The organism is Chitinophaga rhizophila, assembly GCF_019492185.1.
In the GTDB taxonomy this organism is placed as follows: Bacteria; Bacteroidota; Bacteroidia; order Chitinophagales; family Chitinophagaceae; genus Chitinophaga; species Chitinophaga rhizophila.
In genome coordinates, this window is record NZ_JAICCF010000001.1 from 583,491 (window position 1) to 606,274 (window position 22,784).

The 22,784-nt window shown below is 41.6% G+C and carries 19 protein-coding genes and 2 tRNA genes; 7 read left to right on the forward strand and 14 right to left on the reverse strand.

The window, feature by feature from the left end; translation table 11 throughout:
- Positions 1 to 14 precede the first annotated feature (14 nt).
- Positions 15 to 99, forward strand: a tRNA-Ser gene (locus tag K1Y79_RS02145).
- 140 nt (positions 100 to 239) lie between these two features.
- On the opposite strand, the gene K1Y79_RS02150 is transcribed toward K1Y79_RS02145, so the two are convergent.
- The 4 genes from K1Y79_RS02150 to K1Y79_RS02165 all read right to left on the reverse strand — a co-directional run bounded on the left by K1Y79_RS02150 (position 240) and on the right by K1Y79_RS02165 (position 4,342).
- The gene (locus K1Y79_RS02150) at positions 240 to 1,151 is read right to left on the reverse strand and encodes a hypothetical protein (protein ID WP_220248355.1); all 912 of its coding nucleotides are present in this window, start codon (positions 1,149 to 1,151) and stop codon (positions 240 to 242) included.
- Positions 1,152 to 1,321: 170 nt separating this feature from the next.
- Entirely contained in the window at positions 1,322 to 1,984 is a 663-nt protein-coding gene (locus tag K1Y79_RS02155; RefSeq protein ID WP_220248356.1) for a putative polyvalent protein kinase domain-containing protein, read from the reverse strand.
- A gap of 240 nt (positions 1,985 to 2,224) precedes the next feature.
- Positions 2,225 to 3,982, reverse strand: coding sequence for an SWIM zinc finger family protein (locus K1Y79_RS02160; RefSeq protein WP_220248357.1), 1,758 nt, complete (start codon positions 3,980 to 3,982; stop codon positions 2,225 to 2,227).
- Positions 3,983 to 4,132: 150 nt separating this feature from the next.
- A complete protein-coding gene (locus K1Y79_RS02165) occupies positions 4,133 to 4,342 on the reverse strand; it encodes a hypothetical protein (protein WP_220248358.1) in 210 nt (69 codons plus the stop codon).
- 710 nt (positions 4,343 to 5,052) lie between these two features.
- Between K1Y79_RS02165 and K1Y79_RS02170 the strand changes: the two genes are divergently transcribed.
- On the forward strand, positions 5,053 to 7,932 hold the full coding sequence (locus K1Y79_RS02170; RefSeq protein WP_220248359.1) for a LamG-like jellyroll fold domain-containing protein: 2,880 nt from the start codon (positions 5,053 to 5,055) through the stop codon (positions 7,930 to 7,932).
- A gap of 118 nt (positions 7,933 to 8,050) precedes the next feature.
- Here K1Y79_RS02170 and K1Y79_RS02175 read toward each other — a convergent pair whose 3' ends face one another.
- The 5 genes from K1Y79_RS02175 to K1Y79_RS02195 all read right to left on the reverse strand — a co-directional run bounded on the left by K1Y79_RS02175 (position 8,051) and on the right by K1Y79_RS02195 (position 13,020).
- Positions 8,051 to 8,884, reverse strand: coding sequence for a phosphatidylinositol-specific phospholipase C/glycerophosphodiester phosphodiesterase family protein (locus K1Y79_RS02175; RefSeq protein ID WP_220248360.1), 834 nt, complete (start codon positions 8,882 to 8,884; stop codon positions 8,051 to 8,053).
- Positions 8,885 to 9,074: 190 nt separating this feature from the next.
- Entirely contained in the window at positions 9,075 to 9,836 is a 762-nt protein-coding gene (locus tag K1Y79_RS02180) for a LytR/AlgR family response regulator transcription factor (RefSeq protein ID WP_220248361.1), read from the reverse strand.
- Positions 9,811 to 10,845, reverse strand: coding sequence for a sensor histidine kinase (locus K1Y79_RS02185; RefSeq protein ID WP_220248362.1), 1,035 nt, complete (start codon positions 10,843 to 10,845; stop codon positions 9,811 to 9,813). Before K1Y79_RS02185 ends, K1Y79_RS02180 begins: the two co-directional genes overlap by 26 nt.
- A 367-nt stretch (positions 10,846 to 11,212) precedes the next feature.
- A complete protein-coding gene (locus tag K1Y79_RS02190) occupies positions 11,213 to 12,073 on the reverse strand; it encodes an NAD-dependent epimerase/dehydratase family protein (RefSeq protein ID WP_220248363.1) in 861 nt (286 codons plus the stop codon).
- A gap of 80 nt (positions 12,074 to 12,153) precedes the next feature.
- A complete protein-coding gene (locus K1Y79_RS02195; RefSeq protein WP_220248364.1) occupies positions 12,154 to 13,020 on the reverse strand; it encodes a helix-turn-helix domain-containing protein in 867 nt (288 codons plus the stop codon).
- Between the two features lie 217 nt (positions 13,021 to 13,237).
- Between K1Y79_RS02195 and K1Y79_RS02200 the strand changes: the two genes are divergently transcribed.
- A complete protein-coding gene (locus tag K1Y79_RS02200) occupies positions 13,238 to 13,492 on the forward strand; it encodes a DUF3253 domain-containing protein (RefSeq protein WP_220248365.1) in 255 nt (84 codons plus the stop codon).
- Between the two features lie 112 nt (positions 13,493 to 13,604).
- Positions 13,605 to 15,089 carry a hypothetical protein gene (locus tag K1Y79_RS02205; protein ID WP_220248366.1) on the forward strand — a complete coding sequence of 495 codons (1,485 nt, stop codon included), beginning with the start codon at positions 13,605 to 13,607 and terminating at the stop codon, positions 15,087 to 15,089.
- A gap of 15 nt (positions 15,090 to 15,104) precedes the next feature.
- On the opposite strand, the gene K1Y79_RS02210 is transcribed toward K1Y79_RS02205, so the two are convergent.
- On the reverse strand, positions 15,105 to 15,527 hold the full coding sequence (locus K1Y79_RS02210) for a winged helix-turn-helix transcriptional regulator (RefSeq protein WP_220248367.1): 423 nt from the start codon (positions 15,525 to 15,527) through the stop codon (positions 15,105 to 15,107).
- Positions 15,528 to 15,655: 128 nt separating this feature from the next.
- Between K1Y79_RS02210 and K1Y79_RS02215 the strand changes: the two genes are divergently transcribed.
- Entirely contained in the window at positions 15,656 to 16,798 is a 1,143-nt protein-coding gene (locus tag K1Y79_RS02215) for an alkene reductase (protein WP_220248368.1), read from the forward strand.
- Between the two features lie 200 nt (positions 16,799 to 16,998).
- On the opposite strand, the gene K1Y79_RS02220 is transcribed toward K1Y79_RS02215, so the two are convergent.
- From K1Y79_RS02220 to K1Y79_RS02235, 4 genes are all read right to left on the reverse strand, one after another.
- Positions 16,999 to 17,970, reverse strand: a complete 972-nt coding sequence (locus tag K1Y79_RS02220) for a YeiH family protein (RefSeq protein WP_220248369.1) — start codon at positions 17,968 to 17,970, stop codon at positions 16,999 to 17,001.
- A 223-nt stretch (positions 17,971 to 18,193) separates the two neighbouring features.
- Entirely contained in the window at positions 18,194 to 19,681 is a 1,488-nt protein-coding gene (locus tag K1Y79_RS02225) for a PQQ-dependent sugar dehydrogenase (RefSeq protein WP_220248370.1), read from the reverse strand.
- Positions 19,682 to 19,872: 191 nt separating this feature from the next.
- Positions 19,873 to 20,721: a rhomboid family intramembrane serine protease gene (locus K1Y79_RS02230; protein ID WP_220248371.1), complete on the reverse strand. Its 849-nt coding sequence runs from the start codon at positions 20,719 to 20,721 to the stop codon at positions 19,873 to 19,875.
- A gap of 137 nt (positions 20,722 to 20,858) precedes the next feature.
- Positions 20,859 to 21,695, reverse strand: a complete 837-nt coding sequence (locus tag K1Y79_RS02235) for an AraC family transcriptional regulator (RefSeq protein WP_220248372.1) — start codon at positions 21,693 to 21,695, stop codon at positions 20,859 to 20,861.
- A gap of 93 nt (positions 21,696 to 21,788) precedes the next feature.
- Between K1Y79_RS02235 and map the strand changes: the two genes are divergently transcribed.
- Positions 21,789 to 22,553, forward strand: a complete 765-nt coding sequence (gene map / locus K1Y79_RS02240; RefSeq protein ID WP_220248373.1) for a type I methionyl aminopeptidase — start codon at positions 21,789 to 21,791, stop codon at positions 22,551 to 22,553.
- Positions 22,554 to 22,646: 93 nt separating this feature from the next.
- Positions 22,647 to 22,718: transfer RNA gene (locus tag K1Y79_RS02245), tRNA-Met, on the forward strand.
- Positions 22,719 to 22,784: the final 66 nt, after the last annotated feature.

Here is a 22,784-nt window from a genome sequence, read left to right on the forward strand (position 1 = left end):
TATACTTTTGCAGCGGAGAAATGGCAGAGCGGTCGAATGCGGCGGTCTTGAAAACCGTTGACTGTCAAAGGTCCGGGGGTTCGAATCCCTCTTTCTCCGCAAGCTGGAAAGCCTTCAAGTTGAAAGACTTGGAGGCTTTTTTGTTGAATCGTTTTTTCCCATAAAAAAGATCAGGCTCTCCCCCTTTTGTTTGACCACAAACGTTATGCGGGACCAAATGAGTTCCTTTATGTCCTCATTTATCCAAACGTTCTAAACGTTTTCTGAGTAGCTTCCTGTTCCTCTGGTACATATGTAGGCATAATAGGCTGGACCATCTCCCCATTGTCACCAGGAGGTTTTAATCCAAAGCTTGACCAACCTGAGCTCCAATACAGTATTAATTCCTTCCAATATGGAATATCTTTACCAGGTAACTTTTGTCCAGCAAGGTCAAACACTTCCCTTAATTCATCCCTATACTCAGGATAATAGCATTGATCCTCTTCGTCAAACACCGGCATGTAGAGATCCAAATGATCTGTGATCTCATTAAGCAGATACAACCGGAGATCCCATCCATATATAATAGTATCGGACCCATAAACAGAGAGCACGGGACGATCAGCCAGACCTGCCTGACTAACTAAAAATCTATGTGATGTAAGCGGTAGTAATTTCGGTGCTTTCGCATACCAGTCGGCAAAAATGCGTTCTTTCTCTTCTACAGACGCTGGCCTGGCGCCCCAGGACTTTAGCCATACACCCTGGGATGGTGATACATCCTCAAATATGGTCCCATAAGGCCAGTCTAGTTTAGAAACGATTTCATCCTCATCTTCCAACCAATTGTAGAAAAAGGATCGTTGATAAGTTTGGGTTTCTCCTTCTTCTTCATACTCATTTACCTCTTTCCTGTCTATGGTATGCAGAATGTGTAAGAAGGCTCTATGCTCTGGCATAAACGTGATGCCATACTTTGCTTCGATGGAATCGATTTGTTCATTGGTCATTCCGATCCATTTTGCCCCTTCTGCCCATTCAGGACAGGGATATCCCTCTGTATTGTTTGAGGATTTGCTTTTACTCCAGAATGCTTCCGTTCTTTCCTTCACCCAGTAAAAAAAATCATTATAGTCTTCAGGAATGAGCAATGCTTGCTTTTTATGCATAAGGGACTTAAAAAAGTTCAAGATGTTGATAGGGGATCAGATTTAACATGACTAAAAATTATTCTCTAAGAAAATTGATTTGGAAGGCGTGGGCTTTCGATATTTTATCTTTTACTTATTGTGAATGTAAATTAATCCATCAGCATCCAAAAAACAGGCAATAATTATTGCTATTGAAAAGCAGTATAGAATACAGTATCAATAAAGAAAAGTGTATTGGATTTGACTATAACATTCTCGTCGTGTATATCCTCAAGTATCAAACCTAGTTCCTTATTATAATAGTTATTAGTGGGCAGTCCTTTTCTTAATGTATTTTCAAAACCATTGTATGCCAGTAATTTCTTAACATCTAATAAGTCAACTACATCGTCTGCTGTAACAAATGGCTGTTTTAAGACGGCAAAGAAATCATCTTCAATTTCAATAAATCCAAGAAAACTATAAGCTGTATTTGGAAAAAGAAGATTGTGAATCACGATGCTGTTAAAGAACTCCAGCCAGGTAGCGTAGTAAATTCCATCATTGATTTTAATGACACTTTTTGTTTCTGCTTCAAAATAAACTTTTGCTTCACCTCCTCTCGCAAGAAATTGGGATTCGCTTGGGGCTTGTTCTATTAATAGAGCGTTTTCTAAGGCATATTTCCTTAAGAATTCGACCTGCTCTTTTTTTGAGATTGATTTACTTTCGAAGTCTCTCTTAACCGTTGTACTTGTGCTAAAGCTTGAGCATAGGATATTTCTGGTTGCTGTGCAATTATCTGTTGCCCCCTCAATGATAACTCCGTCAATGATATTTTTAAGTTTACTTCTGGTATCATTAATATTCATTTGAAGTAAAATTACCAAAAAAATGGAAAACACGCGAATAGGCTATTCAAATGAATACAAACATCTGTAAATCAAATAAATATATTCATATATTTAAATATACTCATTGTAAAATGAAGCTATCTTCTCCAGATCTGATAAGAATAGGTTCGAAAGTTGTCCCTCCCACCCCGCAGAAAGTAAAAGTGGATATATTTAAGCAAGGACTTGCTTATTATATCCACTTTACTTATTTAAGGCTCACGTCATCTTAGTTCGTATATTGATAACCCTACGCAGTTCATCTATCATAGCAGGCCTCCGGGGATATTTACGGCATATCTCCTCTGCAACGAAAATGATTTCGTCTTTTCCCACAGGAATAGTCTCTATTACCATTATCATTTTACTAGCCAAATCCGCATATTCCCGACGGTTTCCTACTATATCACCTTTCCGTTCAAAGGCGGGAAGATATAATGCTAATAGCTGTACGGGGTAAATATTCAATAAATGATCATGATATTGTAATAACCGATCCAAATCTATTTCATTGCTTATAAGGCTTAGTAACCGATCCCAATATTTTTCTTCGATATAGATAGGGGCGAGTAAACCGAGCAATAATGTATGTGGTGAGTACCATACCTTTCCCTTCTCATTTTGATATTTGGTTTCAACCCTTGATATTATTTCCTCAATGTATTCTTCTATTTCTTGCTCCCACGCAGCAATATCATAGCTACTCTTCCATTGATTGTAATAAATCAGATGGAAGCCTCGATCAAAAGCAAAATGCTTTGTGTAATACCTTATTGTTTCTATATCGTTTTCTAAAACAGCAATCTGTAGCAGCTCCTTCTCCCACCCCGTCACTATCCCTGGATGGTCTTTTTTTCTGGCAATTTCAATTCCTTCAATTATTAATTTCTTTGCGGAAAAAAAATCTCTTTCTTCTACCAAACGACTTACCTCGCCGCGTCTAACATCAACAATATCCAAATTTTTTTGAACAAGTGCCTGAGCATCACTAATATTACCTATAGTTTTTAAAAACGCTATTTTCCGCACGAGAAAATAATCTTTCCTGTAAGAATATTCGGCTGTTGATGCCTTTTTAATCTGACCATCAATAAAATTTAAATAAGAAGTATGCTTATTTAACTTTATGGCGAGGATAGAATAGATATTTACCATATCATATCCAAAATCACCATAATCAAAATAGATGGGAAGGCTTATCGCTGATTGTACAAAGCTGAAAATTTCTTTCTGTACTTCTATTGTTACGCTTACTTCTTCCGCTATATTCTTTATCAATCCTATAGAACTATTGATAATATCTCCAATGTAGCCACTAGAGTCATCACAATAAGTAATTATTTCAATAACTTCTATCAATACCGATCGTGCTATAATAAACGCATTGAGAAAAGTACCCTTTTCTATAAGAAGCTGGCTTTCATCAAGTAATCCATTAATCTCATTTGCCAGTCCATAAATAGATCTATAATCAATGTAATCTCCACTCGAACGGCTCCTTATCAAACTTTTTAAATGTTTGGTATAGCTTTTAGCTATATCCATTTGACTATCTTTATCTGCGAAGTAACGTTGAACTAATGATTTGAACTTTTTATCACTTGCAGCATGAGCCTGAATAAATTCCTGATATTCTTCCAGGCTTATTTTCTGCAATAACTTCTTAAAATCAGTTTTCGTAGCAGTCTTCTTTTTCACAATATTGTCCAGTAATTCTTCCCTGAGAATAAATAAAACAGCTACCATATGTTTGCACATATCACCGTCATAGGGGCAATCGCATGAATATGATTCTATTTTTTTATTTCCCGAAAGTTTCACCTCTACTTCATATGTATCGCTTCCCATCACTTCCGCGTACCATAAACCTTCTTCAGTTTCTTCCAGATCCACAACAGCATCATTCTCAAAATATTCCCTTCCCCGAAATACAATCTTATCACTTATCTGTAATTCAAAATTTTTTAAATTGAGCATCTGATCAATTCTTTTATTATCCAAATAAATTATCAATAGTTATACTATTCTGAACTATACTATTCCCATTCATATTTTTGACCACTCCAAAAGTGGTGATCATGGTCAAAAAAATAGTTTTCCTGGTACATGTTGCCATTCGGAAAGTGTCTATTTTATCTCGTAACACCCCTGGTACTTTTTATCAATAGCAAAAGGAGCAATAGAAAACGTCATTTCACAAACGTTAATAACATCATCCTTTCTATCAATAACAAGGTCTATTTGGCGTTTATTTCCGTCACCCGTATTTATCCAGGAAGAATTGCTTGTTTGAACACCGCTAATACCCAGAGCACGTTGAATTTCTGACAAATGCATGGTTTCCCTGTATAAATTTGATGTAAAACAGGGAATAAAATCGATTAGTTGGTAAAGGCTACCTTTCTCTTTTTACCAAATGATGTATACTTACGTATAAAGCCGCCTTCTTCCAGTTCATTTAGTATTCTTGTTGTACTTCCAGCATTAGATAGCGCGGTATCATCAATTATCTCGGAATGTGTTAATCCTTTGGCTTTTGAGCAGTCTCAGATTCCTTTGCCAGCTTCAATACTTTTAATTCTTTTTCCCGTCAAATTAACTTGCCCATAACATCAATTTGGCTCTAAATCCACAAAAATAATACGTTAGAGCCAAATTGGTGTTCTATTTGGCTCTAACATATCAAAAAAAGAAAAAGCATAAATAATTAATAAAAGTGTGATTTTTCTTCCATATATCACGCGAAGTATTCCAATCCCCTTCAATAGCATGGGTAAGCAATTGGAATCTAAATGACTGATTTTCAACTCTACGTATTATACGACAATGGGGCCGGCTCAATTCAGGACGCACTACGTCCCAAATCTCAAATGGCAGAACTTTAGATAAGATTAGAATATGCTAGTCACGCGATATAGTTTAACTTTACCATAATCACAGCAATAATGCCCCAGATTACAAGCCCTTAGCTTGGCAACGACTGTTTAGTTTGGCCCTATTTAATTTTCTGTTTCCCTTTTAAATCACTCAAAAAATCATTCCTATTTATGAAAAGAACATTAAAGCTCATTGGCTTATACCTATTGCTTTTAACATTTATCAACGAAGAAACCAATGCTCAAATGGTTATGAGCAGGCAAGCGAAAACTTTAACGACTTCCAACGGTGAAAACTTCTATGCTTATGAATATAGACCACAAGGTTACAACCCAACTGGTAATATCATGCACCCGCTAATCATTTTCCTGCACGGTATTGGTGAACGTAGTGACAATATCAACGATTTACCAAAACTTGAGAATCTCGGACTTCCTCTAGTCATAAAAGATGGTAGTACAATGGCGTTTAACTGGAATGGAAATACTGAATCTTTTGTAGTCATGGCACCTATGAGCCGCGCCAGTAGTTCCATTAACAATTTAAGTAGATGGAACACTGAATATATTCAAGCAACTATCGATTACGCTATAAACAATCTTAAGGTGGACACCAACAGGATTTATCTTACAGGCCTAAGCTATGGAGGAGGAGGAACATTGAACTATATCTCCGTAAATACTAGTTTCATCCGAAGAATTGCGGCAGCGGCACCAGTATCTTCACCAGCTCATTTCAACTCCAACGGGCCAACTTATGTGAAAAATGCAAACCTTCCCCTCTGGGCGTTTGTAGGCGCATTAGATGACCTAACACCCCCAATACACAGTGAAAATGTAGTAAATGGCATTAATTCGCTTAACCCCGCTGTGCGTGCCAGACTTTCCATTATCGCTAACGGAGCACACGACTGGAAAACATACAATGCTGTCTATTATCACTTAAATCAACCAAACGGGGTTTATGAAAATCCTATTAGTTTATATGAATGGTTTCTTGGTCAAAATAAAAGTCTTCCCGCAAACATATTGCCCGTTGCAAATGCCGGACCTACACAAAACATTTCAACAATTCCTGGAAATGCAACTTTGGATGGAAGTGGTTCCAGTGATGCAGACGGAATAGTAAGGTATTTGTGGAGACAGATTTCCGGACCGAAGACCATTACTATATCCAATACCTATACCAGCTCAACGACTGCTGCGGCTGCTCACAAAACAAAGAACATTTCCGGCCTGACAATAGCCGGTACATATCAATTTGAACTAACTGTAGTTGATGCCCGAGCGGGTATATCGAAAAGTGTTGTCAGCATTAATGTTACCACACCTACCAATGGTAAAGCTGTAACCTTTAATGCTATAGGAGGTAGAATAATTGCGGGAAACGTTGCCCAATTTAAAAACGCCACTGCTTTTACCGTCGAAGCGTACTTCAAATATGATGGTACTGCCACAGACTGGACAAATGCGGAAGCCGGCATTTTCCGTAACTATGTCAGTAATACCGACAGAATCAGGTTGTATGTGCAGAAAGCAACTAACTCTATTCACTTTACATTGGCCAATGGTACAGATGTTAAAGGATATACCGCAGCTAATGCAGTAAGCCCTGATACATGGTATCATGTTGCTGCCGTATTTGATGGCACACAAACAGGCAATGCCGACCGGATGAAAATCTATATTAACGGTGTGCAGCAAACACTTAGTTTTACAGGCACTATTCCTGCCATTACTTCCGGATCAACGCCCGTATGCCATTTTGGTGGAGACCCTAGTGCATCCCTACTGCTGGCTATTGATGAGGTACGTGTTTGGAGTACAGCACTTACGTCCAGTACCATCAATTCCTGGAAAAACAAATTGCTGGGCAACTGCCACCCAAATGCCAATAGTCTGTTTTTATACTGGCCGTTGGATGATGATACCAATCCATCATACGCCGCTGCTGGGTTGGGTACCTCATACCCCAGCCCTATCTTCTATAATAGCTATATCCAAAGTCCATTAGGATTAGATCCCATCCCATGTCCGGTTGATCTCGGAAAAGCGGTAACTTTTAATGCTATAGGAGGTAGGATAATTGCGGGAAACGTTGCCCAATTTAAAAACGCCACTGCTTTTACCGTAGAAGCGTACTTCAAATATGATGGTACTGCCACAGACTGGACAAATGCGGAAGCCGGCATTTTCCGTAACTATGTGAGTAATACCGACAGAATCAGGTTGTATGTGCAAAAAGCAACTAACTCTGTTCACTTTACATTAGCCAATGGTACGGATGTTAAAGGATACACCGCAGCTAATGTAGTAAGCCCGGATACATGGTATCATGTTGCTGCTGTATTTGATGGCACACAAACAGGCAATACCGACCGGATGAAAATCTATATTAATGGTGTGCAGCAAACACTTAGTTTTACAGGCGCTATTCCTGCCATCACCTCCGGATCAACACCCGTATGCCATTTTGGTGGCGACCCTAGTGCATCCCTACTGCTGGCTATTGATGAGGTACGCGTTTGGGGTACGGCACTCACGTCCAGTACCATCAATTCCTGGAAAAATAAGTTGCTGGGCAACTGCCACCCAAATGCCAACAGTCTGTTTTTATACTGGCCGTTGGATGACGATACCAATCCCTCATACGCCGCTGCTGCATTGGGCACTTCATACCCGAGCCCTATCTTTTATCATAACTATATCCAAAGTAGTCTGGCTACCGCTGCAAGTGGTTGCAATCAAGCAAGTTTAGCGCTAGCAGAATACCCTGGAAAAATAACAAATAACAAATTTTTCATTTCAAAAATATATCCAAATCCAACCGAAGGATTTTTGAGTCTTGATATAAATACTTCTATACCGGCAGTAACAACAGTTACTGTAACCGATATGTCGGGAAGGCGCGTATACCAAAAGACTACACAACTCAATCAAGGCAGTACCAGAGAGGCACTAAATCTTACTGCTCTACCTGCAGGCACATATATATTGGATATTATCAATAATAAGGGATTGCGAACAACACATAAGATATTGAAACGGTAAAAGACCTTGCAAGTCAAAGCAGGATGAGTAGCCGTGAAAAATCTACTCATCCTGCTTTACCTACTGATAAGCCTTATCACCTTAAACTATCCCGGCTAATATACAGTTCAGTTGTAGGTTAAGTTCCAGGGGATACATTGGCAATCGCCTGGCGGTCGTTTAAAAATTCCTTTAAATCAGTAAGCCGGTCAGTATTAATGAGATCAACACCGCAGTCCAATAGCGCATTCCATACCACAGGGTTTTCAGGCGAGGCCCACAAACGCACTTTTTTGCCGTATCGATGCGCCTGTCTGACATAGTCACAAAGTATACGGCGTTCCTCTGCAGGTAAATCGCCCCGGCCGTTCCATTTCAACAAGCGGGAGTATTTGCAGCTGGCCGTTTGATAAAGGTTGGTCGTTAATGTATCTTTCTGTACCTGCATCAGGTCCTCATCTATAAAAGCAAAACGGTGTTGCTGTGCTTTTAGCAATGCAGTCGGCTTGTGCCCTGTAATGACAATGGTAACCTGACGCTGAATGATCTTTCCGTCACGATATTCTGAAAGTATTCCATGGTATTTTTTCAGCAATGTAGCCAGGGCCTGATAGGTAGGCTCACTAGCCGACTTGATATCAATCATAAGCGTGATCGGCGCATCAGGGAGGATATTTGTGCGATCAGTTCCGTTGATGCAATTGAGTAGTGGCTTAAGATACAGACGTTCAAGTGTTTTATGTAGACGTAGCTGTGGTATTACGTGAGCTACAATCAGTTGATTACGCCAGAGATAAATGTCTGCTTCAATATAGGTATAACCATTTCCAAGTGCTTCATACAAAGGTTGTTTATGATGGTAGTCATTATGCGCATAACCATGATGAAGCGGAAGAAGCTGTGCGGCAGCAGGAAAGACAGACAATTTGATTATCAGTATTAGTGTAAATCCGAAGAACTTCAAATAATTCATACAACTTTCGTTTCTGCTACAAATGAAGTTGTAATCGAAAAATTTTGATGGGATAATCAGTGAGAGGCGGGCAAAAAAGCCGCTAAAGCGGACATACATTAAAAATGACCTGCTATATTAAGCATCTGTTATTGCATAGGCCATAGTCCATTTACGGGATATGCCGGAAAGAAAAAGAGCGGCGAAAGATTTAGCAGCCTTCCAGCCATCGGAGAAAGGCTGATGCGTTTGCCTTGCTGATTACTATCGACTCGGGTGTTTTTACAGTAAGCTTAGCAAGCAACTTCCGGGGGAATATTTTTTCTACATTAACAATGGACAGCTTGTTAATGATGAATTGACGATTGGCGCGATAGAATACTTCAGGATCAAGCATTCTCTCCAGTTCGTCAAGCGTTGACGCTATGAAATATTGGTGATTTTTGGTTGTTCCGATTTGAACTATCGTATTTTCTAAATAAATATAAGCAATGTCGTTTACAGGAAGAGGAATGATACTTTCCCGTTGCTCTACAAGTATAGATTTTTTGTAGTTGTTTTTAAATTGTTGACTTATTTTTTCAATAGTAAGCGTTGCAGTGGCTGATTCAAAAACTGATTTCAGTGATTGATATTTCTCCATGGCTGTTTTCACCGAATCTTTAGTGATAGGCTTTAATAAATAGCTTACTGCATTTGTTTTAAAAGCATCGAGCATATATTCATCATAGGAAGTACAAAAAATTATGGGTGCTTTGATATTGACTTCCCTGAAAATGTCAAAACACACGCCATCTGCCAGTTGAATGTCAGAAAAAATCAGATCTGGCAAGTCATTTCCTGACAAAAACTTCACACTATCTTCTATGGAATCAAGGACGGCCATTACAACATTGGATGCATCCAGATCAACCAATATTCTTTCCAATTCTTTTGCTGTATTGATTTCATTCTCTATAATTAAAATCCTCATATATTGGCAACTTTACAGTAAACATCGTTGAACTTTTCTCAATTACTAAATTTCCGGAAAATAGTAGCTGATAGCGGTTTAGCAAATTACTTAGTCCGACCCCAGTTGAATAATACTGCGATTTCGTTGGGTTAAGATGATTGCTTACGATAATGAACGACGAGTCATTATAAATCTGTATTCTTAAAGGCTTGACAACAGATGCTACATTGTGCTTAATAGCATTTTCCAGCAAAAGCTGAAATGTTAAAGGCGGTATCAGGGTCTGCATCAATTTCCTGTCAAGATCAATGTCTATTTCAATTGCACTTCCTAGTCGTGTTTTAATAATATAGAGGTAGGACTTGATAAAATTCAATTCGTTCTCTATGAAAACAACATGCAGCTTGTTATGAACCAGCATGTATCTGTAAACACTCGCAAGATCAGCAACGTAATCTTTTACCTGCTTTTCCCGTGTTATTGAGATTAAAGTATTTAGCGTGTTAAACAAAAAGTGAGGACTCATCTGCTCTTTCAAATTGGATAAATCGGCTTCCAACTGTGCCTGCTTCAGCTTCTCCAATTCAAAAATACGATTTTGCCTCTCCCTTAATAATTGCAGATAAAACACAATAAGAAATTGTACCGAACTGATTAATAAGCACCTTAAGATGATGAGATACCAGTTTAGATCCTCTATAGCAATGGATAATGAGGAGTTTGTGGATACTCTGCTAAAAACAAGATCGAATAAGATAGAAGCTAGAAAAATAGCTATAGCAACAAATATGATACTGAACAAATATGCCAGATATCGTTCTCTGTTATAAAGCAAGGCATATTTCCGATTCAACCAAAGATGTAAAAAAAACGCAAGAAATCCTGCTGTGAAAGTGTATCTGATAGTACGTACCGCTAAATACAGACCGCCTGAATGGACATCACTTCCCGTCAATTTAATAGGTACTGCTGCCAGACCAATTCCGAGTGATATCATAAAGCCTAGTATCCGGTATTGTTTCCACATAAAAAGTCAGCGAATTGCAATTTGTTTAAAACGCGTCATCTATCAAATTTGTACTATCCCATTATGACCGCTTTAAAGCCACTTACCCCTATGCGGATCCAAAAAAATTATGCTGTACTTCACTAAGTAGCTGGTGATTCTGGTAATATGTTTTAGACAAACAGTTGATACTATCCAAATTTTCATCAAAAAAAAGGCGCGAAAGTTGACCCGGTTAGCCTGCTCATAAAAAAGCCTTCAGACGTATCTGAAGGCTTCTTTATCAGTAGATCACTGCACAACGATCCGCTCTGTTTAAACCACCCATTAAAATGGCTGATAGCCAACATGACGGACTTTCCAATCAAATTCGGGAAGTTTGTTTGTGTTACAGCAGATCCAGGTCACGAGCGGTATAGTAGCTTGATACCAGCGGCCGGAAACCTGTTCTGCTTCGGAGCTTCGAAATATCCTGAACCCCCTGGAACGGATCCTTGAGAGGTCCTTCTCCTTCATCGAATGTTTCGGCTGCCTTTCCGAAAGAGTCCGCCAATTCATACAAAGTGATCGGCGCATCGTCGCCAACGTTAAAGATCTCTCCATCCAATCCTTCGGTATTGAGCAACAGCATCACCGCCTGAGCAACATCCAGGTGATGTACCATATGCATGCGCGATCCTGAGTGCGCCTTCATTTTTTTCAGCAGCGGAATGATCTCTTCAATATGCGGGTCCTTGTCGCCATAGACAAATCCCAAACGCAGGATACGCACGTCAAAGCCCTGGTTTTGTTGCAAAGCGATCAGTTCCTGTTCCGCCGCGATCTTGCTGGAAGAGTAAGCCCTGGGATCATTAATATCGACTTTCTCATCTTCCCTGGCCGGGCGACCATAACCTGTACCGTAAACGTTAGAAGTGCTGGTGAAAACAAACCGCTTAACACCGGCTTCCAGGGCTGCCTGCGCTAATGCAATGCTGCCTTCACGGTTGGTCTTGATGATACCTTCGTTATCAGTGAAGGTACGGAATAGCGCAGCCAGGTGAATCACTGCGTCCATACCGTCAACTGCTGGCGGTAAAGTAGCTGGTACATACAGATCCCCGGTAACAGCTTTTGCGCCTATTTTTACCAGGGGGCTTGCTTTGTCTGCATCTCTAACCAGAACAGATACGTCATACCCTTTCGCTAACAAACGTGGCACCAACCGGCTACCTACCTTCCCTGTTGCCCCTGTTACTAAAATTTTCATAGTTAATGATTTAATGTTGGGCAAAGTTCTGCCGAAAACGCAAGGACAGCCAATCACTATCAAACCAATTATTATGATTTTCAAACCTTCCGGAAGACATTTGGGGTGATGCCGGTAAGCCGCTTGAAGTAGTTGTTGAAATAAGCCGGATATTCAAAACCGAGTGCATAGGCGATCTCAGCTACACTCCAGTCACTATGCTGCAATAACGCTTTGGCTTCGGCAATAATCCGTGCGGCAATATGCGCAGAGGTTGGTTTACCGGTCACCTCCTTAACAGCACGATTCAGGTAGTTCACATGTATGGAAAGCTGACCGGCATAATCCTGGGCGGTCCGCAACCCGAGCGGTTCGCTGCTGCGCTCAATGGGAAACTGCCTTTCAAGCAGGTCTATAAACAAATGAACAATACGATGAATGCCGTTTCTTACAGGTACTACATGCTGCGCTGGTTGTATACGTATCGCTTCATGTATGATGAGTGTGATGCAACTTTTGATCAATTCACCTTTATGAAGATAATCTCCGTTGTACACAGCCAGTATCTTCTCAAACAAGCCGGTCATAAAGTCCGATTGTTCAGTATTGAGAGGTATGACAGGGTTATCTCCTACACGGAAAAGCGGGGAATACTGTAATTCCCGGCCGCTGATAAAGGTTTCTGTGAAGATACAGGAGTAACCGCTGGTACGGTTTAAGCGGCGGACAAAAGAATGCGGGCCTCTTGGGTTGATAAAAATCAGCACTGGACCTTTAATATCCAATAGCTGGCCGCCGTAATGGATGGTCATGTCGCCATTTACCAGGCCCATTTTATAGAAGTCGCGCCGGCCTGCCTTGACAGGCGGCACCTCCGTTGATGCAGGAAGTGCATAAACCTTAAAGCCGTTTAATCGCAAGTCTGTCAAATCCAATCCGGGAATATCCGTAGTTTCTTGGAATGTCATGCTACAAAACTAATAAAAATCAAACTTTAGCCATAACCCGGATATCATCAGGCAGCCCCCCGAACAAGAGGCTATTTTTAACACTGTAAGTTTACTAACTTCACATCATGCTACAATGTATACCAAAACCGCGCTGCTGAACGCTCATTATTGCAACAGCTATAGCTCATCTGCCCAAAACTACTCGCATCATTCCAGGAACTGATTATTATTGCTTATGCATCATAACAGCGTCATATCTAAACAAATAATTGCTACTGTTACCCAGAGAGGCCCTGACAAAAGCACATGCCCTTCTGAGATAGCCAGAATGCTCTTCCCTGACAATTGGCGAAATTATATGCAGCAGGTTAGAGATGTAGCAATTGAATTACAAAAGAAGGGATTGGTCATTATCACCCAAAAAGGGGCACCGGTTGATATCAATGATTTTAAAGGTCCAATCAGAATAAAACTTTCTTCATATAACTAACTTATTGGAGTGTTTGAAAAAGATGGAGAACTTTTTTACAGCTTCATCTTTTTTCAATTAACAAGTTATATATTTATACATATAATCCTATCATTCTAACACTATGACCCCTATGTCCAAAGAAAATTCCCTTTCAAAAAAAACTGACATGGCTCCTTCAGCCGCAACCTATTATTCCAGCCATTCAGGAATATCTCGTCCTGCTGTAAAGCCCTTTCAGCTAAAAAGCAGCTCAGGCACGAATGTTATTCAGGCAAAAGGGCGGATAGATCTGTCCAAAATTGAAGAAGGCAAAAGAGAAATGATCAGAAAGGAAATAGAACAATTTAAGCAAGAAAAAAGAACCGGAAAAAAGGGCTTGACTATCAATTGGGCGACAAGTGATAGTAAAGATGATACACACGGTAAAGAGGATGATATAACTTATAATAATCAAATTGAGGAGATCCGCAAAAAATACGAACAGCAGATCAGACATCTCGCTGAAACCCAGCTACCTGATGTGAAAGACGCTTACATATCAGGAGATCAATATTATGGGGATCAGCAGGGAACTGATAATCACTACATACGCTCAGATAATAAAAAAGAATATGTAAGAGATAAGCGGGGCACATTTATTCCCCGTTATGTAAGAAGAGAGTTAAATAGGAATGATACCGGCCCTGTCTCCAGCGGACAAAACTTAAATCCTACAGGCATTTCAACTTATAAAGATCTGTTAGACAAACGCAAAGTATCAGATATTACCGGCGTTAATCCGAATGATACAATCTCTGCTGATCACAGAGAGTTTTTACAACAAAGTACCGGCGGAGGAAATAACCAGTTTGCATTTAGTCATACGTCTACTAAGCGGCCTATTTTAAGTAATGATCACCTGAGCTTCGGAACCTATCCTAACGGAGCAATTCTGACGGATCTGAAAATGATCCCCAGGGATGAAATAGCTGCACAATGGGGAACCGATGAGCAATACGGACATAAAGTAAAGTTAAAAGAAGATGCGCACGTCCCGCTCGGGAATGAAGACCAATTCAAGCAGCGTGACCAGGTTGTGATAATGAGTGGGTATAGAAACAAGGAAATAATAACAAACAGCATTCCTCATACTTCAATTGTAAGAAATCCTTCACACAAAGGTTGGGGAGGCCCTGACGTAAAAGAAAATATACAGCAGGATGATGAATATAAAGGTAATTACGATGCCTTAACAACAAAAGAGCAGGAATTAACCAATTATAAAACCTTATTAGAACAGAATAAAAAGGATACAGAAGCTAAAGAAAGAGAAATTAACGCATTGACTAATAAAATCAACGGCATAGATTACGCATTAACCAAAAATACCAATATACCTGAAAAAAGAGCAAAAGAGCTAAATGAAAATAAGTTGAAACTTGAAGCGAATAAACAAACGGTTTCTGATGAAATCGAAGGTTTAAAGAAAGCAGAAGAAGGCATCAAAAACAACATCCAAACTGCTGAGTCGGATATAAATAGATACAAAATACTACTCAGAAATGCGGCTTATGATTCAGGAGAATCTACCCGTGGCACATTAATGGAAGAGGAAAGAATCGCTTTAAAAAAGTAGCTAAATCAGCATGCCTCACCTTGTCTCGCCTCGCGCAAACATCTCCCGGTAACCCTGGCATACTGATTTTGAAACTTCGCCGATCTTAGGGGCCTGTGTGATAACAGTCTCCAGGTAACTGCGATGGGTATCACCCCATTGATTCATAGCATCAATTATAGGCATCAGCGACCAGCCGATCTCCGTAAGGGAATATTCCACCTTCGGCGGTACCTCAGAATATATCTTCTTCTCAATCATTCCGTGCTCCTCCAATTCTTTAAGCTGTACATTTAACACTCTACGGGTTGCTCCAGGCAATAAGCGTAACATCTCACTTGGACGTTTTATATCCATTGAAATAGCATTCAACAACGCCGGCTTCCATTTGCCATTCAGCACCTCCCTCGTCAGGTGCAAACCGCAGTCGATAGCAAGCGGAGTCTTTCTCTCATACATAGTTCTTCACTTTACTCAAAAATACGTAATGTATATCTATTCAGCATAGGGATAAATTTATCCCTATGCCTTTAGTTTTTCCCATATTGTATCCATAGCATACATGCCCGAGGTTTGCAGAAAAAAAGATGAAAAATACCGCACAACCTCTGTTAGAAGAATATCAGCTTGGCAGTTTAACATTGAAGAACCGTGTAGTGATGGCATCACTGACACGCGGACGTGCCACTAACCCAGGACTCGTACCCTCGCCACTGATGGCCCAATATTATGCGCAACGCGCTTCTGCAGGCCTGATATTAAGTGAAGGCACATGGATGAGTCCGAAGGCCATCGGCTTTATTAATGTGCCGGGCATCTACACCCAACAACAAATAGAAGGATGGAAACTGGTAACGAAAGCTGTTCACGATAAAGGTGGTCTGATCTTCTCCCAGTTAGGGCATATCGGCGCTGCATCACACCCCGATTTCCTGGGAGGTGAACTTCCCGCCGGACCTTCAGCCATCAACCCACAAACCCGCTCTTTTACGCCGGAAGGCTTCAAAGATACACTTACACCACGCGAGCTTACCATCCCTGAGATCAAACAAACTGTACAGGACTATAAACAGGCTGCTCAAAATGCCAAAGAAGCAGGCTTTGATGGCATTGAGATACATGCCATAGTAGGCATGCTAATTCCTCAGTTTCTGAGTCTGGCAACCAATCACCGTACCGATGAATATGGAGGCCGCATTGAAAACCGTGCACGCATTGTATTTGAAATATTAGACGCGGTGATTGAGGTTTGGGATAGCACGCGGGTAGCCATCAAGTTTTCGCCAGTCGCACTCAGTAACGTAGGCATCATTACTCCTGATCATGAGACGATTCCCATGTTCCAGTATATCCTTCAAAAACTAAATACCTATCACCTCGCTTACCTCCACATCGTAGGCCCTGCGGAAGATCTGACCGGTACACCGGTTGAGGCGCTGCAAGACAATTACTTCAGCCACTTCCGCCGCCACTATACGGGCAGACTGATGGCTAACCTGGGTTTTACCCAGGAAAGTGGTAATGAAATCCTTAAAAACGGGACGGCAGACCTCGTATCGTTTGGCGCTCCATTCATTGCAAATCCAGACCTGGTGGAACGCTTCAGACATCATTTGCCCTTGTCAGCAGGTAACAGAGATACCTATTATAGCGGAGGCGAAACCGGGTATACGGATTATCCGGAGGCCCCTCTACCCTCTCACAATACTCCCGGATCTGTTTTTCACTAATTCCCGCTTCATTCTTTAATCCAAAACAGCTGCAATAGGTCATCAAAAGGTCACTTCAATATCCCCGGGATATTGAAGTGACCTTTTGATGACCTATTGGTACCTGGATGGTATAAAACACTAAGCGAAACCAAACCCTGACTTTTACTCAAGGCTATCCCTCACCAGGATAAAGAAGAAAATACCGAATTGACTGATTATCAGGCAAAAGATAACACCGCCCACAGTGCCAAAGCAGAGATCGCTACCCATAGTACCACACCCTGAATTAAGGGCTTTAGACCGACGCACTGCAACAGCTGCCGGTTTAAACCACAGCCGATCAGGAATAATGTAACCGTCAGACCTGTTTTGGCAACACCCGTCAGATAGCCATTATACTGATGTATAAGTGGCACGTATGTATTGGCTAGCATGGCCAGCATGAACAGGCCGATAAACCAGGGAATACGAATGCGACTACCTTTATTTTTAAACAGAAATGCAGATAGGAAGGCCACCGGAATAATCCACAGCGCCCGTGCTAGTTTGACAGTTGTAGCCACAGCTAACGCCTCTGCCCCATACCTGTCTGCCGCGCCTACAACCGAGCTGGTATCGTGTATTGCTATAGCGCTCCATAGGCCAAACTGCGCCTGAGATAAGTTGAGCACATGCCCTACAACAGGAAATAGCCATAGTGCAATAGCGTTCAAGGTGAAAATAGTACCCAGTGCCACAGAGATCTGTTTCTCCTCCGCCTTTATAACCGGAGAAACGGCTGCAATAGCGCTGCCTCCGCAGATGGCGGTTCCGGCAGCAATCAGATAAGAGATTTTCTTATCTATCTTCAGTAATTTTCCCATCACACCACCCAACACCAGCGTGCAGATAATAGAAACAACTGCGAAGCCGATCCCCTCCTTCCCTGCTTTAACGGCGCTGCTTACATTCATGCCAAAGCCTAACCCTACTATAGAAACCTGTAGGAGAATATGCGTCGCTTTATGATTAAGATGCAGATATGGATGCCCTACGAACTGCGCTATCACCATACCCATTATTAAAGCTATTGGCGGAGTGATAACAGGTAACAAACAGCAGATGCCTGCCAGTATAAAAATGATTTCTCTTGTAGTAATTGTAAGGTCTAAAAATGTTGCCCCGATGGTGGGCTTAACTCCACTTTCCATGATATAGCCTGATATTTTTGTGTCACAAAGATCAGCGCTGTCACTTTGGAAAGGAAATCGCCATTGGTTATACATCATAACCGGACGTTATGATCATCAAAATAAATAATTATTACCCAGGGCGGAATCATGTTATTGAAAATGAAGGCCAGGGAGGGCATGCAATGTGACATTAATTCAAGCCCGCTCCTCCACTATGCAGACAACCGGCAGCAATCAATTGCTACTCCTTCCAGGTAAATTCGATAATACAGCCGCTACATGATATCTGCTGCGGATTCTCCTTCGACGGACCAGAGGTGATATTGGTACTATCCACAGAAAGAAATAGCCTGTCTCCTTTGGGTGCGATCTCAATAGCACGGTAACGTTCCTTTCCCTTAAAGTAATTAATGGTATCTCCTACTACCTTTTCTCCTTTCTCATCCAGCTTGAGCCGTATTAGTTTTCCACCTTTCAAAGTTGGAACTAGTAAGGAATTACGCCATCCCGGAATAGTAGCATGTGTGTATACGGCGATGCTGCTCGGTGCTTCTGATGGCCATTCTGAATCTTCACCACCTGACCGGATTTTCTGGAACAATGCCTGTAAGAAGCTGGCAGCGTTTGGATAAAGTGTCGTCAACGGATCTCTGTAAGTCTCAGCGCCTATCCTGCGGGCATTTGCCTTTTCACTGGCAATGAATGGATAACTGGTATGCCATTCTCCCGGCAAGTTTGTTTTATCAGAAACGCCTGCTGCCAGACCGTCGTAATTACCATCAGCATAACCTATGACAAGCGGGTGTCCATAGTTTTTACCCCTCTCGATGAGATTAACCTCATCGTCTGAATACGGCCCATGTTCTGATGAATAGATTCGTCCAACGCCGTCAATTACTCCATAGGCAAGGCCCTGGGGATTACGATGACCGGTTGTCCATACCGCGCTTTGACGTTGTGCGGTATTAAAAGGATTGTTATTGGGAATCCAGCGGTTATAAGTACCGGGGTCTTCGTCTGGCAGGATATTGAACCGAAGCACTTTGCCTTCATAAGATGTGATCTGCTGTACGCGGTTCAGGCGGCCGGCATTACTGAACTGGCCAGCTCCCATATCACCCACGGCGTAGAACAGATACTCTTTTCCGTCCACCGGGGCAATCAGCAACCGACCACCATTATGATCATTACTACCGGGAATTGTATCACATATGATGACAGGATGTTCAAGTTTCTGCTGGCTACTATTATAAGTATACTGCACAATCCTGGTCTTGAACATACAACCACCGTCATTATCAGCACAACCCTTGCCTGGCTTGTCAGCACCCTCAAAGTGATGGATATATGCTACGTATACATAAGGTTTGCCTTTTAAGAGCTGAGGATGAAGCGCCATGCCCATTAAGCCATTGGGAGGCCAGGGTTTACCACCGGATTCTTCTCTTTTCATCCTGTCATAACGGGGATAGTTGCGCTGCTGACTAATATTCAGTAAGACAGTCTTTTTCCCATCAACAGGATTAATCCGACTCACCTCATAGCTGTTGCCTTCAGTGATCCACAGATAATCATCCGGACCGTAAATGATCGTCCACGGATTACTTAGTCCGCTGGCAATCACTCTCCGGGCAAACTTTTCTCTGGTTGGCTCCTGGACAATCTGTGCTGTGGTTGATATATAGCAACTTACCAGGCATAAAGTAATCATTAGTTTAAGCGTCTTCATCAATATCCAGGTTTAACGTTTAACCAATAGCAGGCGATTTTTATGCCATTGGATAGGGATACGTCTATGAAACGCTGCTGATGACCGGCAGGGGCTATATGATCAGTATTAGAAAAAACGGCATTATGTGCTGTTGCAGCCTGGATAAAATGAATGAAACTGATTCCGTAACACTTCATATACAAAATCAGCTACTCGGAACCTCCATGCTGTTCCAGTAACTCCTTCTCTTTCCTACTAAGGCTATGGATTCCCTTCCGGTGAACCTTCTCAAGAATTGTATCGACACTTTCCCGACGGGCTGTTCTATTTATGTTATACCTGTCATCAATGTCAATGACACGGGTTTTATGTTTTCTTGAGAATGGTTTATCGATGAGCAGCAGATGCGGACGGGTCACCATCATACCAATGAAGAACACGCCAGGTACAAGGATAGCCAGAATTACTTGGTAATTATCAAATAGAGAGGTAGGGTGTGTGATAACGGCGGTAATTAATCCCAGCAAGGCCCCGCCCAGGTGTGCTTCATGACCGATATTATCCTTCTTTGAATAAATACCGTAAACAGAATATAATACAAACAAGATTCCGAACACCCAGCCTGGGATGTAAACCGGGATAAAAAACAGACCTACTGAGATTGCGGGGTTTAAGCCAATACAGGCAAATATAATTCCGAAGACAGCCCCGGATGCACCCGCAGCATTATAGTCGCCATGATTACGATGAATGTATAACGCTAAGAGATTACCCCCTATCAGACTAATAAAATAGATACTAAGATATCCGGAGGTATCTACAAGAAATTCCATGCGTTGGCTAAACACAAATAACGACATCATATTGAACAGGAAGTGTATCCAGTTGACATGTAGAAATCCTGATGTTACAAGACGCTTATAATCCTTGTATATCAGGATATTATCAACATGGAAAGAGTATTGTTCAAATACTTCTGCGTGTTTCAAGCCTTTGTAAGTAAAGACAAGATTGACAAAAATCAGGATAAGGGATACGAGGCCAATGCTACTTAACATATAACAAATATAGATAAAGCATCAATATTATATTACATATTTCGGCACAACCTGACAGTCAAGGGTGCATTTCCATTCCGGACATTGGATGCCACCAGTGATGAGCGGAGATACTTAATAGGCGGAATGAGGCATCATCATGCCCGGCGATTGTCCTGGAAAAAGGCTTTAGGGGATTGTCCGGAGAAGATCCGGAAGTCTTTAATAAGATGGTTATCATCGCAATATCCGTTATCCAGCGCTATCTCTAGCAGTGTTTTAGAAGACAAGGCATCCAGACTACGGTAAGCATTCAGGAAACGCTTCAGCAAAAGATACTCTTTGGGGGATATGCCAATATACTTCTTAAAGTTTCTTTCCAGCCATTTGTAATTCAGCCGCACACCATATGCCTTTGAAAGATCTTTGACAGTCAGATGTGGGTTCTTTTCAATATGATTAATCAACTCTCCCAGCAAGGCAGGAACTGCTATAGCAGATATCTTCCGGGACAGGAAATCAGCGGCTACTGTCACCTTCTTATCAACAGAAGAGGCGCTGTAGAAATCATTCAGAAAAAGCTTCGCGTCATGAGGAGCGATTTCCATCAGATCGAATACGGAGTTATGTTCAAAGATATTCTCCCGGATATTGAATAATTTGAAAAACGTAGCGGGGTGAAAGCGGATTACAAAAAAGGCCGCTGTATCACCGGATGATTCGCAGTAAATGTTTTTCAGCATTCCACCACACACCCATGCATTACCAATATTGACAGTTTTACCGTTTACATTAATACGCATTCCACCTTCACGTTGCTGCATCAGGGCCACTACAGGGTAGCCGTCATTGAAGAAAAGCTGCCTGCCGGAAAGATCCTGCGCCTTGAACACATAGAACCCTTCAACGAAGTCGGTCAGGATCTCATCCGGACTAATCCTGGTAATGAGATCATTATCGGGCATGTGGATATGTCTGAAAAAAGTGATAGGCATGCCGCGAAGATACCATTTGTTACCCGGAGAACAGATGTCTAATTTTTACTGTCAGCAACCTGTTTGCGATCCTACTTTTGCCCGTAAAACGACATGACGATCACAAACGACCTGGAATTGCAGGGCATGCAGGCCATCAGCGAAGCAGTAGCGCTCACCTTAAAAGGAATGCGTGAATATACAAAACCAGGCATGACTACCAAGGAGTTAGATAATTACGGAGGACAGCTGTTGAGTTCCTTCGGAGCACGCTCCGCTCCTCTGCTGACCTACAAGTTCCCCGGATTTACCTGTATTAGTCTGAATAATGAGGTATGCCATGGGATACCCTCTGACAAGCGCATCATTCAGGAAGGCGATGTGATCAATATTGACGTTTCTGCCGAACTGGACGGATACTGGTCAGATAATGGCGGTTCGTTTATTGTCGGACAAGACCTGCACGAAAAGCAGCACCTGGTGGATACGTCCCGGGACATTCTCCGGAAAGCTATCAACAGCATACGAGGAGGTGTTAAAATCAATGAAATTGGCGAACTGATTGAAAAAGCAGCTAAGAAAGCCGGATATAAGGTTATAAAGAATCTGGGAGGACACGGTATAGGAAGAGGGCTTCATGAACAGCCGGATTGCATACTTAATTACAAAGACAGGATGGATATGCGGCGATTCAGGAAGAACAGCGTTGTGGCTATTGAGACTTTTATAAGTACAGCCTCCACATGGTCAGTTGACCAAAATGACGGATTTACCCTTATTGGTGATAAAGGCGGATTTTCAGTACAACATGAGCATACAATAGTAGTTACTGACGGCGAACCTATCATTCTCACAGCAGCAAATGGTATATGGGAGTAAGAGCCCCATTAGAGGAAAAACTATAGCTAAAGCGTACACGAAATGAAAAGTATTTGGCCGTAAAGGAATTGTTATGTATATTTGTAGTCACATTGTGAGGTAGAGCAGAGGTAGCTCGTCGGGCTCATAACCCGAAGGTCAGAGGTTCGAATCCTCTCCTCGCTACAGTAAAAGTCCTGGAGTCTCCGGGACTTTTTTTATGGTATTAAGCGAGCACCTGTTATATATCAT

Bases quoted from the DNA above. Each gene is read 5' to 3' on its own strand.
- K1Y79_RS02160 (WP_220248357.1), bottom strand. From the start codon at position 3,982: ATGCTCAATTTAAAAAATTTTGAATTACAGATAAGTGATAAGATTGTA.
- K1Y79_RS02185 (WP_220248362.1), bottom strand. From the start codon at position 10,845: ATGTGGAAACAATACCGGATACTAGGCTTTATGATATCACTCGGAATT.
- K1Y79_RS02215 (WP_220248368.1), top strand. From the start codon at position 15,656: ATGAAAAATACCGCACAACCTCTGTTAGAAGAATATCAGCTTGGCAGT.
- K1Y79_RS02165 (WP_220248358.1), bottom strand. From the start codon at position 4,342: ATGCATTTGTCAGAAATTCAACGTGCTCTGGGTATTAGCGGTGTTCAA.
- K1Y79_RS02175 (WP_220248360.1), bottom strand. From the start codon at position 8,884: ATGAATTATTTGAAGTTCTTCGGATTTACACTAATACTGATAATCAAA.
- K1Y79_RS02170 (WP_220248359.1), top strand. From the start codon at position 5,053: ATGAAAAGAACATTAAAGCTCATTGGCTTATACCTATTGCTTTTAACA.
- K1Y79_RS02150 (WP_220248355.1), bottom strand. From the start codon at position 1,151: ATGCATAAAAAGCAAGCATTGCTCATTCCTGAAGACTATAATGATTTT.
- K1Y79_RS02200 (WP_220248365.1), top strand. From the start codon at position 13,238: ATGCATCATAACAGCGTCATATCTAAACAAATAATTGCTACTGTTACC.
- K1Y79_RS02180 (WP_220248361.1), bottom strand. From the start codon at position 9,836: ATGAGGATTTTAATTATAGAGAATGAAATCAATACAGCAAAAGAATTG.
- K1Y79_RS02220 (WP_220248369.1), bottom strand. From the start codon at position 17,970: ATGGAAAGTGGAGTTAAGCCCACCATCGGGGCAACATTTTTAGACCTT.
- K1Y79_RS02205 (WP_220248366.1), top strand. From the start codon at position 13,605: ATGTCCAAAGAAAATTCCCTTTCAAAAAAAACTGACATGGCTCCTTCA.
- K1Y79_RS02195 (WP_220248364.1), bottom strand. From the start codon at position 13,020: ATGACATTCCAAGAAACTACGGATATTCCCGGATTGGATTTGACAGAC.
- K1Y79_RS02230 (WP_220248371.1), bottom strand. From the start codon at position 20,721: ATGTTAAGTAGCATTGGCCTCGTATCCCTTATCCTGATTTTTGTCAAT.
- map (WP_220248373.1), top strand. From the start codon at position 21,789: ATGACGATCACAAACGACCTGGAATTGCAGGGCATGCAGGCCATCAGC.
- K1Y79_RS02235 (WP_220248372.1), bottom strand. From the start codon at position 21,695: ATGCCTATCACTTTTTTCAGACATATCCACATGCCCGATAATGATCTC.
- K1Y79_RS02155 (WP_220248356.1), bottom strand. From the start codon at position 1,984: ATGAATATTAATGATACCAGAAGTAAACTTAAAAATATCATTGACGGA.
- K1Y79_RS02210 (WP_220248367.1), bottom strand. From the start codon at position 15,527: ATGTATGAGAGAAAGACTCCGCTTGCTATCGACTGCGGTTTGCACCTG.
- K1Y79_RS02225 (WP_220248370.1), bottom strand. From the start codon at position 19,681: ATGAAGACGCTTAAACTAATGATTACTTTATGCCTGGTAAGTTGCTAT.
- K1Y79_RS02190 (WP_220248363.1), bottom strand. From the start codon at position 12,073: ATGAAAATTTTAGTAACAGGGGCAACAGGGAAGGTAGGTAGCCGGTTG.